Origin of the sequence: Mycobacterium sp. MS1601 (assembly GCF_001984215.1) — a bacterium.
Lineage (GTDB): Bacteria > Actinomycetota > Actinomycetes > Mycobacteriales > Mycobacteriaceae > Mycobacterium.
Window position 1 is genome coordinate 954,835 of record NZ_CP019420.1, and the last position, 16,496, is coordinate 971,330.

Annotated in this window: 17 protein-coding genes; 6 read left to right on the forward strand and 11 right to left on the reverse strand. The window is 64.5% G+C overall.

Translation table 11 applies throughout. The features are described from left to right. Window positions 1–10: 10 nt before the first annotated feature. Window positions 11–307 (reverse strand): hypothetical protein, encoded by a 297-nt coding sequence (locus BVC93_RS04510; RefSeq protein ID WP_083736127.1) that lies wholly within the window; start codon window positions 305–307, stop codon window positions 11–13. After that, window positions 304–702 carry an Asp23/Gls24 family envelope stress response protein gene (locus BVC93_RS04515; RefSeq protein ID WP_236950401.1) on the reverse strand — a complete coding sequence of 133 codons (399 nt, stop codon included), beginning with the start codon at window positions 700–702 and terminating at the stop codon, window positions 304–306. The genes BVC93_RS04510 and BVC93_RS04515 overlap by 4 nt, the downstream gene beginning before the upstream one ends. Before the next feature lie 266 nt (window positions 703–968). Here BVC93_RS04515 and BVC93_RS04520 point away from each other — a divergent pair, with 266 nt between their 5' ends. Both BVC93_RS04520 and BVC93_RS04525 read left to right on the forward strand, forming a co-directional pair. Continuing rightward, on the forward strand, window positions 969–1,544 hold the full coding sequence (locus BVC93_RS04520) for an RNA polymerase sigma factor (RefSeq protein WP_083736129.1): 576 nt from the start codon (window positions 969–971) through the stop codon (window positions 1,542–1,544). A 131-nt stretch (window positions 1,545–1,675) separates the two neighbouring features. Beyond that, a complete protein-coding gene (locus BVC93_RS04525) occupies window positions 1,676–2,011 on the forward strand; it encodes a hypothetical protein (RefSeq protein WP_157516766.1) in 336 nt (111 codons plus the stop codon). 83 nt (window positions 2,012–2,094) lie between these two features. Here the strand turns inward: BVC93_RS04525 and BVC93_RS04530 are convergent, their stop codons facing one another. The 5 genes from BVC93_RS04530 to BVC93_RS04550 form a co-directional block, all read right to left on the reverse strand. Then, the gene (locus tag BVC93_RS04530) at window positions 2,095–3,174 is read right to left on the reverse strand and encodes an ABC transporter ATP-binding protein (RefSeq protein ID WP_083736131.1); all 1,080 of its coding nucleotides are present in this window, start codon (window positions 3,172–3,174) and stop codon (window positions 2,095–2,097) included. Between the two features lie 75 nt (window positions 3,175–3,249). Next, window positions 3,250–4,470 (reverse strand): GGDEF domain-containing protein, encoded by a 1,221-nt coding sequence (locus BVC93_RS04535; RefSeq protein ID WP_083736132.1) that lies wholly within the window; start codon window positions 4,468–4,470, stop codon window positions 3,250–3,252. A 33-nt stretch (window positions 4,471–4,503) separates the two neighbouring features. After that, window positions 4,504–5,685: a GGDEF domain-containing protein gene (locus BVC93_RS04540; RefSeq protein WP_083736133.1), complete on the reverse strand. Its 1,182-nt coding sequence runs from the start codon at window positions 5,683–5,685 to the stop codon at window positions 4,504–4,506. A 28-nt stretch (window positions 5,686–5,713) separates the two neighbouring features. Continuing rightward, window positions 5,714–6,853: a helix-turn-helix transcriptional regulator gene (locus BVC93_RS04545; protein WP_083736134.1), complete on the reverse strand. Its 1,140-nt coding sequence runs from the start codon at window positions 6,851–6,853 to the stop codon at window positions 5,714–5,716. Then, complete coding sequence (locus BVC93_RS04550; protein WP_083736135.1) at window positions 6,850–8,403, reverse strand: FAD-dependent monooxygenase; 1,554 nt, start codon at window positions 8,401–8,403, stop codon at window positions 6,850–6,852. The genes BVC93_RS04545 and BVC93_RS04550 overlap by 4 nt, the downstream gene beginning before the upstream one ends. An 88-nt stretch (window positions 8,404–8,491) precedes the next feature. Between BVC93_RS04550 and BVC93_RS04555 the strand changes: the two genes are divergently transcribed. Then, window positions 8,492–9,112: a TetR/AcrR family transcriptional regulator gene (locus BVC93_RS04555; protein WP_083736136.1), complete on the forward strand. Its 621-nt coding sequence runs from the start codon at window positions 8,492–8,494 to the stop codon at window positions 9,110–9,112. Between the two features lie 5 nt (window positions 9,113–9,117). Here BVC93_RS04555 and BVC93_RS04560 read toward each other — a convergent pair whose 3' ends face one another. Next, window positions 9,118–10,263: a helix-turn-helix transcriptional regulator gene (locus BVC93_RS04560; protein ID WP_192860190.1), complete on the reverse strand. Its 1,146-nt coding sequence runs from the start codon at window positions 10,261–10,263 to the stop codon at window positions 9,118–9,120. A 193-nt stretch (window positions 10,264–10,456) separates the two neighbouring features. Here BVC93_RS04560 and BVC93_RS04565 point away from each other — a divergent pair, with 193 nt between their 5' ends. Further along, the gene (locus BVC93_RS04565; RefSeq protein WP_083736138.1) at window positions 10,457–11,998 is read left to right on the forward strand and encodes a PE-PPE domain-containing protein; all 1,542 of its coding nucleotides are present in this window, start codon (window positions 10,457–10,459) and stop codon (window positions 11,996–11,998) included. Between the two features lie 326 nt (window positions 11,999–12,324). Then, complete coding sequence (locus tag BVC93_RS04575; RefSeq protein WP_083736139.1) at window positions 12,325–12,870, forward strand: hypothetical protein; 546 nt, start codon at window positions 12,325–12,327, stop codon at window positions 12,868–12,870. A 73-nt stretch (window positions 12,871–12,943) separates the two neighbouring features. On the opposite strand, the gene BVC93_RS04580 is transcribed toward BVC93_RS04575, so the two are convergent. The 3 genes from BVC93_RS04580 to rplJ all read right to left on the reverse strand — a co-directional run bounded on the left by BVC93_RS04580 (window position 12,944) and on the right by rplJ (window position 15,205). Next, the gene (locus tag BVC93_RS04580; protein WP_083736140.1) at window positions 12,944–14,110 is read right to left on the reverse strand and encodes an alpha/beta hydrolase family protein; all 1,167 of its coding nucleotides are present in this window, start codon (window positions 14,108–14,110) and stop codon (window positions 12,944–12,946) included. A gap of 73 nt (window positions 14,111–14,183) precedes the next feature. Beyond that, window positions 14,184–14,573 carry a 50S ribosomal protein L7/L12 gene (gene rplL / locus BVC93_RS04585; protein ID WP_083736141.1) on the reverse strand — a complete coding sequence of 130 codons (390 nt, stop codon included), beginning with the start codon at window positions 14,571–14,573 and terminating at the stop codon, window positions 14,184–14,186. A gap of 44 nt (window positions 14,574–14,617) precedes the next feature. After that, window positions 14,618–15,205, reverse strand: a complete 588-nt coding sequence (gene rplJ, locus BVC93_RS04590) for a 50S ribosomal protein L10 (RefSeq protein WP_083736142.1) — start codon at window positions 15,203–15,205, stop codon at window positions 14,618–14,620. 393 nt (window positions 15,206–15,598) lie between these two features. On the opposite strand from rplJ, the gene BVC93_RS04595 reads away from it, so the two are divergent. Next, on the forward strand, window positions 15,599–16,438 hold the full coding sequence (locus BVC93_RS04595) for a hypothetical protein (protein WP_083736143.1): 840 nt from the start codon (window positions 15,599–15,601) through the stop codon (window positions 16,436–16,438). The last annotated feature ends 58 nt before the right edge of the window (window positions 16,439–16,496 follow it).

Consider the following 16,496-nt stretch of genomic DNA (forward strand, 5'->3'; position numbering starts at 1 on the left):
GGTCACCACCTCACGAAAAAGACTCGGGCACAATGTCTTCGACAGTCACATCAACCGGTAGCGCGACCACTTGCTGCGCGGCGGTTCGGACGGCGGCGGCGGTGTCCAGCACCGGGGCGTCGAGCACCAAACTGACGTGAACGGCAACCCGGCTCTCGCCGATTCGTACACCCACCACGCGCCGACCGGGCAGATAGGTGCCGACCTCGCCGAACATGCCACCGTGCAGACCGGCAACCCCGGGCAGCGAGCAGACCGCGGCCGCGATCTGCTCCGCCCGATCCTGCGCACCGGAGTCGGCGCTCATTGCACGCGGGCAACCGCGGGTTCGGCGTTGTCGTCGCCGTCCCCTTCGAGGTGCACGTCATGCACGGTGATGTTCACCTCGGTCACTTCCAGGCCGGTCATCCGCTCGATGGCGGCAATCACATTGCGCCGGATTCCTGCCGCCAAATCTGCGATCGCCACGCCGTAGTCGGCCACGATGTCGATGTCGATGGCGGTCTGCTTCTCGCCCACCTCGACCGAGACTCCCTGGGCGTGGTTGACGCTGGCTCCGGGGATCCGCTCACGCAGTGCTCCCACCACGCGTGAGGCCCCTCCACCCAGGTCGAAAACGCCACTGACCTCCCGGGCTGCGATTCCGGCGATCTTGGATACCACGGTGTCCGCGATGGCGGTCTTGCCCTGGGCGCTCTCCAACGGCGCACCCGAATACGGCTCGACTGACTGCTTGGTCGAGGCGACCTGCTGAGCGTTTGCCACTTTGCTCTCCTCACGGTTGTCGGGATTGAGAAATGGTTCGTACGTAGAGGTAGTCGGGCAACTGGGCGACAACCGAACGTCATAATGCTGTGACAACAGTCACATCAGCAAACGGACTAGCGTAGCTAGATACTGCCGAGTAACGTCCTCGGCATGGCCTGTCGGGGGTACGGTCGGATTCGATCCGGAGTAGCCAGAAATGAATGCACGTGATCGACGCAGCTGACCAGCGACTCATCACAGCCGACGATGCCGCCTTGGCCGAGGCGGCATCGGTTGGTGACCGAGAAGCCTTTGACGTGTTGGTTCTTCGGCATGGCCCGGCGCTGTACAGGTACGCCCGCCGGATGCTCGCCGTCGAATCGGACGCAGCCGACGTGGTACAGGACACTTTCGTTGCTGCATGGCAGCAGATCACCGTATTTCGCGCCACGTCCACACTTCGCAGTTGGTTGTTTGCGATCTGCTACCGCAAAATCGCTGATAACTACCGCGTCAAGCGCGATCATCCGGTCGAAGACTGGGTGCTCGAACCTCTGCAGGCAGACAGTACTGAAGATCCATTTGCTGCAGCGTCAAATGCCGCGTTCATCGCTGCACTCGAGGAGGCCCTTGCACAGCTGCCTGCTCGTCAACGAGCGTCGTGGATAATGCGCGAGATCGAACAGATGGCCTATCCGGAAATAGGTGAGGTCATGCAGCTGAGTGCCGACGCCGCCCGCGGCCACCACCATCGTGCTACCGCGGCGCTTCGCGTTCTCTTGAGGAGGTGGCAGTGACAGAATCCGATCCACTGATTCGACGTGCCGTCTCGTTTCTGCGCTCCGCACCGGAACCTGGATGGGACGCCATCAGCGCGCGGGTACTCGCCGCGGTTCACGCCGCTCCTCGCCCGGGGTGGCCGGTCCGTGTGAGCAGCATCAAAGATGTCGCCGACCGTGGAGCTGTCTACGTCACCGATCACGCACTGCGCAGCATGTTGGCCAGGGAGCTGCGTCGCCGGTATCTGTGTCAGCCGACCAGCATCACCTTCACCTTGGACGGAACAGCCCTCAAGGCGATCCACATCTGCGTCACGGGTAGCTACAACACGGCTCTGCGAGAATTGGGCGACGACATCCGAATCACCGTCTCCGAGATGATCAGCCGCATCATCGGATCGTCGGCCGCTGAGGATGAGGTAGAGCCGCGGCCCATCGATGTCACGGTCACCGACGTGGTGACCGGGGACCCGTTGCATCCCTGAAGCCGGTCACCGCTCGCGCATCGGTTCTCGACGCCACAGCTACCACAGCGCGGACACCATCGAGATGACCGCGCCAAGGGCTACTAGGCCTCGTGCTGGGCCGGGATGGCTCCGGTGGGCGCGTCGTCGTCGTAGGACTGCGCACGGGTGGTCGTTTCGCTCGGCTGGCGCGAGGGGAACGTCGCGGTGCCGTCGAGATCCGCGCGGATGGCTTCCTGGGCGGCGGGCGGCAGGGTGTGCAGGATCTCGCGCACACGAGCCTGGCGACGCCCGACAGCTTGGCGCTCCGGCATACCCGGGGTGGCGGTCACCTGCGGCGGCACCCCCTCGATCTCTTCGACACCACCGTCGTGGTGACCGGCCTCGATCAGCGCCTGCTCCTCGGCCATCGTCGCTTCGTCCTTCTCCTCGGACATGCCGATGGGACCGATACGACGACCGTTGAGGAACTGCTTGACCACCGGCTCATCCGAAGTCAGCAACACCTCGCGCGGGCCGAACATCACCAGGTGTTTACGGAACAACATGCCGATGTTGTCCGGCACCGTACGGGCGATGTTGATGTTGTGCGTGACGATCAGGATGGTGCAGTCGATCTGCGCGTTGATGTCGATCAGCAACTGCGACAGGTACGCGGTGCGCACCGGGTCCAGACCCGAGTCAGGCTCGTCGCACAGGATGATCTTCGGATCCAGCACCAGCGAGCGAGCCAGCCCGGCGCGCTTGCGCATACCGCCGGAGATCTCACCGGGGAACTTGCCCTCATCCCCGCCCAGACCCACCAAATCCAGCTTCTCCATCACGATCTGACGGATTTCGCTTTCCTTCTTCTTGGTGTGCTCACGCAACGGGAAGGCGGTGTTGTCGAACAGGTTCATCGAGCCGAACAGGGCGCCGTCCTGGAACATCACCCCGAACAGCGTGCGGATCTCGTAGAGCTCCTTGGCTGAGCACTCGATGATGTTGGTGCCGTCGACGATGATCTTGCCGCGCTCGGGGCGCAGCAGCCCGATCAGCGACTTCAAGAACACCGACTTGCCGGTTCCCGACGGGCCCAACAGCACGCTGACCTCGCCGGGCGGCAGATCGAAGGTGACGTCTTCCCAAATTCGCTGGGATCCGAAAGACTTGGTCAGCCCCTCGACCTGGATACCAATACCCACGCGAAATCCTTCCGATTGCCCGGCCTGTGGCTTGAGTCACTGTAGCGCACGGGTTCCCGGACCACTGGCTTTGTGTCATTCCATCAGCGGCGCTTCGCCACCTGGCATCCCGTCGGCGTTTGCTCGGCGCAATCGTGTTTTCTCCCGATACATCAGGCCGTCCACCCGTGCCAGCACATCGGCAACACTGCGATCGGTCGGCTCCGCGGAGACCAGTCCGATACTGACGCCGACACCGAGCTTGTGCCTGGTGGAGTCCACCAAGTCATCAACGCGGGCTCGCACGCGGTGCGTGATGGTGTTGATCTCTGCCGGGTCGGCGTCGACGAGCCCCACACAGAATTCGTCGCCGCCCAGCCGTGCAGCAAAATCGTGGACCTGTATTTCCTGGCGGAGGACGCCGGCGATGGCGATCAACACGTCATCGCCGGCCGAGTGTCCGAACTGGTCGTTGATCGCCTTGAAGTTGTCGACGTCCAACAGCAGTACGGTCAGCGTTCCTTCCCCCTGCGCGACACGTGCCAGTTCCCTGTTCATCCGGTCTTCGAAGCTGCGCCGATTCAGCAAGGAGGTCAGCGAGTCCGTCTGGGCCAGGACTTCCAACTGACGCTGGAGGTCCTTGAGCTGACTGATGTCGCGGGCGGCATTGAGAACTGTCCGCACCGCTGCGTCCTCTCCGAACTCGGGCACCGCCCGGAACAGGAAGTGCCGGACGCCGGTGGGCGTCATGAACTCGAATTCGTCCTCGACCGTTTCACCTGACTCGAACACCGTGCGGTACACCGACTGCCACTTCGTCGTCAGCTCCCGCGGCATATTCAGTTCACTGTGGTCCTTGCCTATGAAGTCGGGCGCTCGAAGAGGTGTTGTCACCGCATCCACGGCAGGGTTGACGTAAAGATGACGGTAGTTCCTGTCGTACCGGGACACGATGTCCGGCAGGTTCTGTACCACGGTGTAGAAGATGTCGTCACGCGTCTGTTGCTGTGTCGGGACCCGCAGCAACACCAGGTACTGCGCTGCCGCGTCGTCGCCGCGCAGCGGCACCGCGACACAGTTCCACGTCTCGTCCTCGGCCCGCATGTGGACTGCCGCGTCGGCACGCGTCCGGGGCAGCGAGCCTCGCACCAGGTCGCGCACGGCGTTCTCGTCAAGTCCCAGCAACCTCCGCGCCATCATCGACTCGAAATCTGGTGTTCGGGCTGTTATCACGATGGTGGTGTCGAGGTGCCGGCACAGGAATGCGGGCACTCCGGCCAAAGCCAGGGTGTCCAGCCACTGTTCACCCGACAGCATGGCGGTACCCTAGCCCGGATCCGGCGGGTGCGCTCAGCGCCCGCCCGTGTTGCGAGTGGGCCTGCCCTTGCCCTGTTTCACCTGGTACATCGACGCGTCCACCCGGGCGATCAGCGCGGCGGCGGAAGCATCGGATTCGACGAACTCCTCTATGCCGATACTGACCTCGACACTCACCTTCGGGGCAGGGCCCACCTGGATGTCGTTGATTGCCAGGCGGATTCGATCGGCCACCGACAGGGCTGCTGATCTGCCCACACCCACCAGAGCCACACAGAACTCGTCGCCACCCAGCCGAGCCGCGATGTGCGCAGAGCCGGTCTCGCTGTGCAACACCCGACCGATCCCCTGCAGTACCTCGTCGCCGGCGATGTGGCCGAAACGATCGTTGATGTCCTTGAAGTTGTCGACGTCGAGCAGCAGCACGCTCAGTGTTGTCCGGCCACCTCGCGCACTCTGCAAGGCCGCGTCGAGATCCTCGACGAACCCGCGGCGGTTCAGCAGCGCGGTCAAGGGATCGGTCCGGGCCAGCTGCGTCAACTGCCCCTGTAGTCGCTTGATCTCGGTGACATCACGCACGATGGACAGGACTGTCTGGACCTGTCCATCGTGATCGAATTCCGGAACCGCCCAGCCGACGTAGTGGCGCAGACCGGTGACTCCGGAGAAGCTGAACTCGTCGACAACAGCCTCACCTGTGGTGAACACGCGCTCATAGGCGGACTCGAAGATCTGCACCAGCTCCGGGGGTGCGCCGAGCTCGCGATGGCTCTTCCCGATCCGTGTGGTGCCCTGAACTCCGGTTGCTGCCTCCGCGGCCGGATTGACGTACACGTAGCGGAACTGCCGATCATGGCGGGTGATCACGTCGGGCAGGTTCTCGACAATCGAGTAGAAGGTGTCATCGCCGGCCTCGACGGTTTCTGCGACTCGCAGCAGAGCGACGCACGTGTCGTCGACGGGCTGTATCACGCATCGCCAGGACGCACCGTCGCCGTCGAGTGCGAAAGGCTGCTGCGCGCCATCTGTGGGCCACTCGCGTTCGATGGACGCGAGCAGGCTCGACTCGTCCAGTTCGCCGGTCAACGCGTGCATTGCCCGTAAGAACTCCGGGGTGCGCGTGTGGGCTACGAAGCCGCGGCCGTCACGTTTGCAGAGCACCGCGGCAACTCCCGCAGCGGCCAGAGCGTCGAGGAGATGCTCTGCCGCCAGCATGAAGCGAAATACTAGTCAAGACTGGTGGTCACACTGCGTGTGGCCGCGGCCGTGCACCCGGCATGGCGGTGACGACGTGCGCAACACCTGCCTGCGAACTGACGCCCAGTTTTCGGAAGCATGCCGCAGTCTGCTTCTTGAGGGTCTCGAGCGAGATGCTCAAGCGGGTGGCGGCCCTCTCGCGGCCCATCCCGGTGGCCAGGAGTACGGCGACTCGAGCCTCTGCCGTGGTGAGGCCGTATACCGCAGACAGCATCTCCGCTTTGGTGTACTGGGGGTGCTCGGGGTCGATGACACTCAACAAGAGGATGGGTTCGGATTCCGGGTCGGCCACGGGCAGGGCGCGATCTCGTGGCAGAAGCGAGAGCAACAGACGTATCTGTGATCTCGAAGTGCGGTCGACGGCAACGGCTTCCGGGATGGTCTCGCCTGCCGCTGCGGCCAGGAACAAAGTTTCCAGCGCCCGGCGGCTTTTCGGTGAAGTTGCCTGCAGGTGCCCATCGCGATCCACGGCCAAGCCGTCGCGTCGATCCACGAGCGTGGCTGCCGCGGCGTTCACTGCGGCGATGCGGCCCGTAGCGGTCACCAGCACAACAGGGTGCGGCGCAGCGTGAATCATGTGGTTGAGCCGCTGCTGCACAATGCGGCCGTGATCGACGCGTTGAGACAGCCACACTGCCCGGTCGAGATGCGGACCCAACTCCCGAAGTAATTCTGCCGCCTCCTCGAGGATCGTCGAGCCGACGTTCGAGAAGTGCACCGCCAGCCCTCCCACACCGGTCGGCCCAGTGAGGCTCGGCAGGCTGAGGTAGACGACGTGGCGGACGGTGGGCGCTTCCGGGATGGCGCACGACGACGGGCGATGGTCGCCTGGGACATCGAGTACCGCAACGTCGCCGAGGGCGAGCTTCTGCGCGGCACGCACCCACGACTTGTCGCCTTGGACGTACCCATTTAGTTCGACCATGTCGAGGTCAGCGCCACCGCCGACGTGGCTGATCGGTTCTTGTTGTCCGACGTTGCGCACCATCGCCGCGCCATCGGCACCCAGGTGCCGGGACAGCGCCGCGACAGCCTCCGGCCAGCACTCGGGTTCGGTTGCCGCGGAATACAACTCGTCGATGATCGCAATGTGATCACTGCGATCGTCGACGCGATCGCCGGTCAAGCTGACAACCCGGCGAAGTACGCGGTGACGGCCAGACGATCCTCGAGTGCGGCGACGGCGCCGATGTAACCATCTGGGCGTACCACCACCACACCGCCCTCAGGCAGTCCGAGTCGACGAGCCGCGAGTTGCTGCTGGTCGGCGATCACCAAGTCATAACCCGCGACGCGAGTGCCGTTGGCAGTGAGCAGGACCTGACGCCCGTGCCCATGGACGGGCACAGGTAACCGATGATTGCCGGCCACCGTCAACGTGGTGTGCCCCGGCCCCCATCCCTTCAGAAGCTGGTGCGCGACGGTGTTGTCGCCGAGATCGGGAAAATGGTCACCGGCGGCAACCGACGCACCTCGAAGCCCGTGGGTTCTCAGCACGATGGGGCTGTCGCGGTAGTTCACGGTGACCTCGGCGAGCCAGCCGGCCACCGCCCGCGGCAGGGGTTTGACGTGTGACACCGCCCGCAGCACCGTATTGCGGACATGCTGACCGGGACCTGACAGGGTGCCGCCTCGGCTCAGTCGTTCGGTCATGGTTATCACTTCTGCTGCTACCGGGTGCCGTTCGGTGTGGTAGCTGTCCAACAAGGCACTACCCGCTTCGTCGTGGACCACGGCAGCCAGCTTCCACGCCAGATTGAACGCGTCCTGCATGCCGGTGTTCATGCCCTGCCCACCCGCGGGACTGTGAATGTGGGCTGCGTCTCCCATCAGAAACACTCGGCCCCAACGATACTGGCGTACCTGGGCATGGCGGAGTTCGAAGACGGTGAGCCAGTGGGAGCGCAACAATGTGATACCGCCTACTCGATTATCGACGATCTCCTGTAGGCCGGCCAGGGTCGGATATCCTTCCGGCGCAGTATCTTCGCCGTGTCTGAGGTGCGCCATGACGCGCATCCGGCCATGACGCAGAGGAATCGCCAACACCGAGCCTGCCGGTGAGAAGAAGGTGTACATCGACTCAGAGTCCAGATCATGGGTGGCGTCGACGTCTCCGAGTACAAACCGTTCGCCGGCAAATGTGCCCTCCAGCCTGCCTCCGACAAGGTGTCGCACCGTGCTCCGAGCCCCGTCGGCACCGATCACCCACGCCACATTGAGATGCTCTTCAGCTCCTCCCTGATGATGCAGGCTCACCCGAACCGAGTCCGCATCTTGCGCCAGTCCCGTCAGTTCGACCGGCCGTTCGACTGTCACGCCCAATGAGGCCAGGTGCTCTGTGAGTACGCGTTCGGTCTCGGTCTGGGGGGTGTTGAGGCTGAACCGGTATGCGGCGTCGACGCTGCCGAGCGGGACACGGAGAAGGCATTTGCCGCCGGAGCGCAGTTCCATGGCGTGCGCTGCCACTCCAGTGTCGAGCAACTGATCGACCACCCCGATGCGGGCCAGCATGTCGAGGCTGCGCGCATGTATCGCGATTGCCCTCGACTCCTGGGTGGGTGCGGGCAACTTGTCGATGATTCGCACCGGAACATGTCGCCGGGCCAGCTCTGCTGCGGCCAACAACCCGACAGGCCCAGCACCAACAACCAACACAGTGGGTACAGCAGCCATCTTGGCTCACCTTTCTTTCACGCTTCGTTGAAACTAGTGTCAACGTACGTTGAAATTAGCGTCCGCACAAGTCTAATTTCACGCTACGATGAAACTCGTGAAGAAGACTTTCACTCTCGGACCACGCGACCAACGAGGTGTCCTTCAGGCGAGGATTCTGGCAGCCGCGCGGTCATCGTTCGCCGAGAGCGGTTCTGCCGGAACGACAATCCGGACCATTGCGCGTTCCGCCGACGTCGACCCGGCCTTGATCTACCACTACTTCGGTTCCAAAGAAGACCTGCTTGACGCGGCCACAGAACCGCCACCACGGTGGCTGGAAGCAGTGGCGGCGTCATGGACCACCCCGACCCCGCATCTGGGTCGAGCCTTGGTCGAGGTGATGCTCGACAGCTGGTCCGATCCCGAGATCGGTCCCGTGCTGCGCGCCACCGTGTTGACCGCAGCCCATGAACCTCGCATCCGGGAGAAGCTGCGCCACGTGGTCGAGCGGAGCCTGATGGGCGTCTCGGGACTCGCCGTCGACGAGCATGAGCGGCAGAAGCGCAGCGCGTTGATCGCCTCACAGATCATCGGCCTGGCACTGATGCGCTTCATCTGGCAGACCGAACCTCTTGCCGGCATGGACCCAGACGAACTCCTCGATGCCGTAGCCCCCAATCTGCAGCGCTATCTCACCGACGATCTTTGTTCACCGACACCCGAGTAACACGATCAGCGGGGCCGACCAACGGCCACCTGGTCGCCGGGCAGGCTGGCGACCAGGTATGCCAGCCCTGCCTGCGATGCCACACCCACTTTGCGAAAACAAGCGGCAGTGTGCCTTTTCACTGTCTCAGGCGAAACATGAAGCCTCTCAGCCACTTTCGCCCTCCCGACTCCGGTGGCCAAGTGCACCGCCACCCGGGCCTCGGCGGTGGTGAGGCCGTACAGCGAAGCGAGCGTGGCAGCCTTGCCGCGCAGAGCTCTTTCCGGATCTATCACGACGATCATCGCCACGGCCTGCGACTGAGGGTCCAAGGCGGGAAGCGCGCGGTTCTGCGGCAGCCGGGTCAGTACCAGCCGCAAACCGTTTCCGGGTGGGCGACCGATACTCAGGGCAAGGGGCCCTGTTCGAGGATCTGCTGCCGGGTCCACCACACGGCGAATCGCGGCCTGCAACACGTCGTCGTCAGCTGGAGTGCCTACGTGCGGCAGGCCGTGATGGTCGACGCTGAGCACAGCCTGTTCGCGCAACAGTTCGTCGGCAGCGGTGTTCATACCGATCACCCGGCGCGCTCTCGAGAGCAGCAAAACGGGCCCCGGAGATACATGCAGCATGTCATCAAAACGCAGATCCAGCGTGCGGGCCCGGTCTACTTGTTGAGACAGCCATACCGCCCGTTGAAGGTGAGCCCTCAAGTCGCGCAGTCGGTCTGCGGCATTCGCGCTGTGGTCGGTGTCAGCAAAGCAGAATGCCAGCCCGCCCACGCTCGACGGCCCTGTGAAACCCGGCAGGCTCAGATAAGCCATGTCCCGGGTGTTCGTAGCCACCAGCACGTCGGAATACCACGGCAGATGACGACCCTCACGCAGGTCGTAGAGCTCGCTCAGTGTCGCAACCTCACCGATCGGCACGGACTCAGCTGCCCGGGTCCACGGATTGTCGGTGTATTGCTCGACATACAGCGCAGAAATCTCCGGACAGATGCGCCCCACCACGCAACTGCTCGACGACGCGTCGGTGGCGTTGCGCACCAACATGCCACCATGGGCCCCGACGTGGTTGGCCAGCAGCGTGATGACGCTCGGCCACTCGTCCGGGTCGGCGGCCGCGCCGTACAACGCATCGAGAAGGTCCAGTTCACCTCGTACACCCACACGGGCCCCCTGTCGCATTTGACTACGCCTCATTTGCGGAAGTCACTTCCCCAAATGGGTTAGTTACAGCCTCGACAATAATTTGTACGCTGCATAACCACGTGGTGTTGACCGAAACAGTCCGATTTCGGCTGCGCAAAACGACTATGTGACCATATTTGCTGGGAGTAACGTGCGGTTAACTTTGAAGTCCTTGGTCGGTGTAGCCGCTGCGGCGATCATCGGCATCGGACCCGTCGTCTTGCCGGTGGGGGCCGAGGCGGCGACGTTGGTTTTCGTCCCACCGACAGGCATGTCTGTCCCGTTGCCGCGGTCCATGACCAACGCACAGAACTACTACCTGGACGGCACCGCCTGCGCGGGCGATCGAACGTGCGATGTCGTGCCCATCAGCTACCCGGCATCGTTCTGGCCGCTGAGTTTCCTTCAGCGCTGGTGCGCCGCAGACTGCCAAAAATGGGACGTCTCAGTGCAAGACGGTATGACCAAGCTTGCCTTCGCGACCGGCGCGGCACTGGCGGCCAGCGATGACGATGTGGTGCTCTACGGCCATTCACAGGGTGCTGCGGTGATCTCGAACACCATGGCGGCCCTGGCCACAACGCTGACCGACGACGAAAAGGCCCGCCTGCAGGTGGTTCTCACCGGCAATATCGACAATCCCGCCGGCGGCCTGTGGTCCCGCTTGGGTTTCCTCGGTCAGATTCCCATCCTGGACGTCACCACCGGATTGCCCACGCCCACCGACACCGGCATCAAGTTCACCTCGATCATCATGCAGTACGACGGTGTTGGTGACGCGCCGAAGTACTGGGGTAACCCCCTCGCGGTTCTCAATGCCGTAACCGGCTTCATGTACCTGCACGGCTCCACGCTGTCCCCGGACAAGTACAGCCCGCCATTGCCGTGCGAAGTTCCCAACTGCCACACCCCGGGTTATTACCCCTCCGTCGAGGAGTTCCTGGCTGCGCTGTATGACCCGGCCAACGCCAAGCAGGACAGCTACGGCAACACCTACATCGTGGTGCCCACCCCGACGCTGCCGATCGTGATGCCCCTCCTGGAACTGGCTTCGAAGACCCACACCACCGCACTTGTGCAGCCGATCGTCAATCTGATCTCGCCCGCGCTTCGAGTTCTGATCGACCTCGGCTACGACCGGGACGAAGCACCGGGCGTCTACGCGCCGCTGTCGATTCTGCCCTTCAGCCCAAGAACCAACCCGTTGGCTGTGCTCGAGGATCTTGCGCACGCTGTGGTCCAGGGCTTTCATGACGCCGTGCACGGGATCTCGGTCAGCACACCGAACGCTGACCGCACAGCCGAGGTTGCTGCTCTGCTGCCGACCCGCGAGGTCACTGACGTCGAAGCACTGACCGAGCAACCAGAGACATCGATCGAGCCGACGTCCTCGACTGGGCCGTCCGAGACCGCACCGCCTGTTGCCGACGAGCCCGATTCCGAGGCGATGGAGGAAGCGCCGGTCGACGACGACACCCCCGACCAGACGACAGCATCGTCGACGGGAAAGACAGACGAGCCCGACGCGGACGACGAGCTCGAGGCGGACGAATCTGAAGACACCACGAACCCGGGCGTGGGCGACGACGCTGCACCCGCATCCGAGCAGCCCGCCGCCGACGACGCCGCCGACGACGAGACGTCGACCGCGACCGATCGCGATTCCGATGCCGGTCGCGACACCACTACGTCGGCAGACGCTGCCGCCGCATGACAAGTAAGGCGAACAAAGAGAGTGGGGACACCGATGTATTCGAATCGATCAGTCACGGCCCGGCGCCCGAGGACGACCGTGCTGCGGCGTATGGCGGTCGCGGGTGTGGTTGCAGCCGGGGTCGTGGGTTTCGCGCCGACCGCGCAGGCCGCGCAGGTCAGTCCGGACGTGGGAAGCGCGCCGGTGTCCGCCCCGGTTAGTGGGCCCCCGTCAATCCAGCCCTTGGATTGCAGCGGGACCACCGGGGTCCGAGGCTGCGGTGGTGGATGGCACTGGCGTGATGGCTGGTACGGCTTCGGCTGCTACCCGTGCTGAGAGGCAATGTGATGAGCAACTCCGCAAATGCGGTTCGTGCGGCGCTGGTGACGGCAATGGTGACGGCGGGGCTGGTCGGGGCCGCTGCCGCGGTGGGTGCAGAGCCGCCCGGCTACGCCGCCCTGCCCGTGGATCCCAACATCATCTCCGACTCGACGGCATACATCGGCCAACCCCCGGTTCTCGACCCTGGCGGGCAGCCTGGGGTTGAGCAGACCTTCGCGCATCGCGATAACTCCCGACAGATCGTCGACACGGTGCTCGTCGCGCCCAACCCGCAAGCCGCAGCTGGCGCGTTGCAGAACATGCAGGCCGAACTGCCGTCACTGGTGGCGGCACCGACCACCGAACCGGTTGACGTCGGCGAGAACGGAAGTGTGTCCACGGGGCTCTCGCCGGACGGTTCACAGTCGGTGAGCGTGCTTCTGTTCACCCGGGGGACCACCGCCACCGAGGTTCAATTCTCCGGCGCTGCAAATGATCCCGTTCCTCTGGACCTGGTGGTGCTGTATGGGCAGCAACAGGACCAGGCCATCAGGCAACAACTCAACCAGTAGGCGAATGACAGGCTGCCCGGGATCGTGCGATCCCGGGCAGCCTGTCGGTTCTCCTGCCTGACCTCGGCAAGCTCTATTCGAAAGCGTGTGCCAGGAACGGCGTCGAGTCCGGCAGCGAGGCCAACACTGTGCCGCTGTGATCCTCTTCGGAGTAGACGTGCAGCACCACGTTCTGGTTGTTGGCCACCAGCTGGTCGTAGAACGTGAGCGTCGACTGCGGCGGCACGTCACGGTCCAGCAGCCCGACTCCGAGGAAAATGGGTCTGTCGAAGCCCGTCGACGGTGTGCCCATGAAGTCGTTGAGTGCTTCTGCGTACCCGGGGAGAGAGTTGACCGGCGCGGTGAAGAACTGGGCCGGCGTCAAGTGCGCCAGTTCGTCACTGAGTTGTTTGACGCAGACGGTCTCCGCGAGGGTCGCCGCCTCCATGCCTGCGGGGCTCAGGACCCGGTTGAGGTCCAGATCAGGTCGGGCTTCGCGCAGCGCGGCAACGATGTATGCCGTGTAGGCGTTGGCAATTGGGCCCAGTTCCGGCAGCTGGAGATCCGGGCCGGCCTGCTGTACCAGCTTGTCGATGTTGGCCGGCGTCCCGGTGGCCACCACGCCGCGGTAGTCCAGGCCGGAGCCCTGGCTGAACTCCGTCGCCCAGCGCGCGCTGCTGATCGCCGCTCCGCCACCCTGAGATTGTCCGACGATGGCCCACTTGGGCGACAACGGCAGCCCCATGTCGTGGGCTGCGATCACCGAGTCGACAACACCGTGCGCAGTGCTGACACTGTTGAGGTAGCTCATCAGCCCGGGTGTACCGAGGCCCACGTAGTCGCTGGCGACCACCGCGTAGCCCTGTTCCAGCCAGTGCGACAGGTATTCGTTGTCGCGCTCGGAACGCGGCAGCGCCGACGGTGTGCAGTCGTCGCCGAGGCCGACGGTGCCGTGCGCCCACGCGATGACAGGAAAGCCGCCCTCGGGTGCGGGGCCCTTCGGCAGAAACACCGCACCGGTGCTGACGGCCGGTTGATCGTGTTGGTTGACCGTCGAGTAGAGGACCCGGTAGGCAGGGCCCGCGCCGGCCACTGAGAGCGCGGGGTCCAGCGGTACCGACTCGATGGTTGTGCCCGCAGGCGGAATCGGGCCGTCGTAGAACCGCGCGTCCAGCCCGGACCAAGCCGGGGCCGCCGCGCCGGCGGTCGCCGCCGAACCCATCAGAAGTACCAAAGCCACCAAGGCCGAGAGCAAGCGCATATGCACTACCTTTCCTGAACATGCCGAACCGCCCGGGATCCACGGATCCCGGGCGGTTCGTGTGAAGCGTGAACTACTTGACGGAGACCGAAGCGCCGGCAGCCTCGAGCTTGGCCTTGGCGTCCTCGGCGGCTTCCTTGCTGACCTTCTCCAGCAGCGGCTTGGGGGCGCTGTCGACCAGGTCCTTGGCTTCCTTGAGGCCCAGGCCGGAGACGATCTCGCGGACGACCTTGATGACGCCGATCTTCTTGTCGCCGGCACCCTCGAGGATGACGTCGAACTCGGACTGCTCTTCAGCAGCCTCGGCGGGGGCGCCACCGACGGGGCCGGCAGCCGCAACGGCGACGGGGGCGGCGGCGGTGACGTCGAAGGTCTCCTCGAACGCCTTCACGAACTCCGAGAGCTCGAGCAGGGTCAGTTCCTTGAACGCGTCGAGCAGTTCTTCAGTGCTGAGCTTGGCCATGATGGTGGTCCTTTCCTAATTTCTTGACCGGGTGGTTGGGGTGGTTATTCGGTTGTCTCGGCGGGCGCGTCGGCCGGAGCCTCGTCCGAGGCGGCAGGCGCCGCGGGGGCACCCTCTTCCTCGGTGCGCTTGTCCTGCAGGGCCTGCGCCAGGCGGGCGACCTGCGACAGCGGTGCCTGGAACAGCGCCGCGGCCTGGCTGGTCTTGGCCTTCATGGCGCCGGCCAGCTTGGCCAGCAGCACCTCGCGCGACTCCAGGTCGGCGATGGCCTGCACCTGCTCGACGGACAGCGCAGCGCCGTCCATGTAGCCGCCCTTGATGACCAGGGCCTTGTTCTCCTTGGCGAAGGCCTTGAGAGCCTTGGCCGCGTCCACCGGCTCACCCTGGATGAAGGCGATGGCGGTGGGGCCGGCGAACAGATCGTCCAGACCTTCGATACCTGCATCGGCCGCGGCACGCTTGACCAGCGTGTTCTTCGCGACCGAGTAGGTGGCGCCCTCGCCCAGCGAGCGACGCAGCTTGGCCAGGCTGGCCACCGTCAGACCGCGGTATTCGGTGACGACGGTGGCAGTCGAGGCCTTGAACTGCTCGGTGATCTCTGCAACGGCGGTGGCCTTGTCAGGCTTGGCCATGCATGCCTCCTCGGTGTGTATGACTGCTTACGTACTGCCACCGGAGCCGGAAACGACGAACGCCCCGACGCAGGATGCGGCCGGGGCGTGAAAGGCACAATGAGTGCCGGGTTCTAACCTCGTCCTCCTGCGTGGGCCGCCGGGATGTTCCCGGACCTTCAACCGATTGCTCGGTGACCGACGGTCTTCGGTGGATCGTCGACCACTGTAGCGCGGCTGTAGGCGATCAGCCAAAACGCGCTTGTTTTCTGCAGCAGGGTGGCGATGCCATTGCGTCCGCAGCCCAGGCGCAGAAAACAAGCCCATCCACAGCCAAGCGTTGATGCACAGCGTGTTGTCGGCGGCCTGCCCACAGGGGTGTATCAGTCGTAGCCCGCCGCGACGCTGCGGTTCATGGAACCTGTGCTCGGCCCCGAGTCCCTGGCCGCGGGCGCCCTCACCCGTGGTGCGCTGAGGTGGAACTACTCGCGGGTGCAGCCGCGCGTGCATCGGCCCAAGGAGGTCGCTGCGACGCTGGCCGTCCGGACTCTCGAAGCCTGGCTGTGGAGCGATCGCAGGGCCATCATCGCGGGCCAGGCGGCCGCGGCTCTGCACGGCGCGAAGTGGGTGACGAGCACGGCGCCAGTCGAGCTGATCACCGAACACACCAGGAAGCGGGCCGGCATCGTCGTACGGGAAGAACGCATCGCCGACGACGAGATCTGCCAAGTCGGCGACTTCCGGGTCACCTCGCCCGCTCGCACCGCACTCGATCTCGCACGGTTCGCCGAACGCAACAACGCTGTGGCACGGGTGGACGCGCTTGCGGCGGCCACCGGGGTCACTGCCCAAGACGCACTGGACATCGCTGGCCGGTACCGGCGGCTACGCCACGTCGGGCGGGCCCGCACAGCGCTCGATCTCATGGACGCGGGCGCACAGTCGCCACAGGAAACCTGGTTGCGGCTGGTTCTCGTCGACGCCGGCTTCCCGCGTCCACGGACACAGATTCCGCTGAGCCACGGCGGCCGATGCGCATATCTGGACATGGGTTGGGAGGAACCGCAGATCGCTCTCGACTATGAAGGCGACCACCACCGCCAGCAGCGGCCGACCTATGTTCGAGACATCGGCCGCTACGACATGATCGAGCGCCTCGGTTGGCTCGACCTTCGCGTGGTCAGGGAGCACAGCAGGGCATTCATCATCCATCGGGTGCGCGAAGCGGCCGCACGCCGGCGCTGGAAATTCTGAGGCGCGGCAGTTGTTTTCTGCAGCCGGGTCGCGGAAATCGTTGGACCGCAGCCGTGGC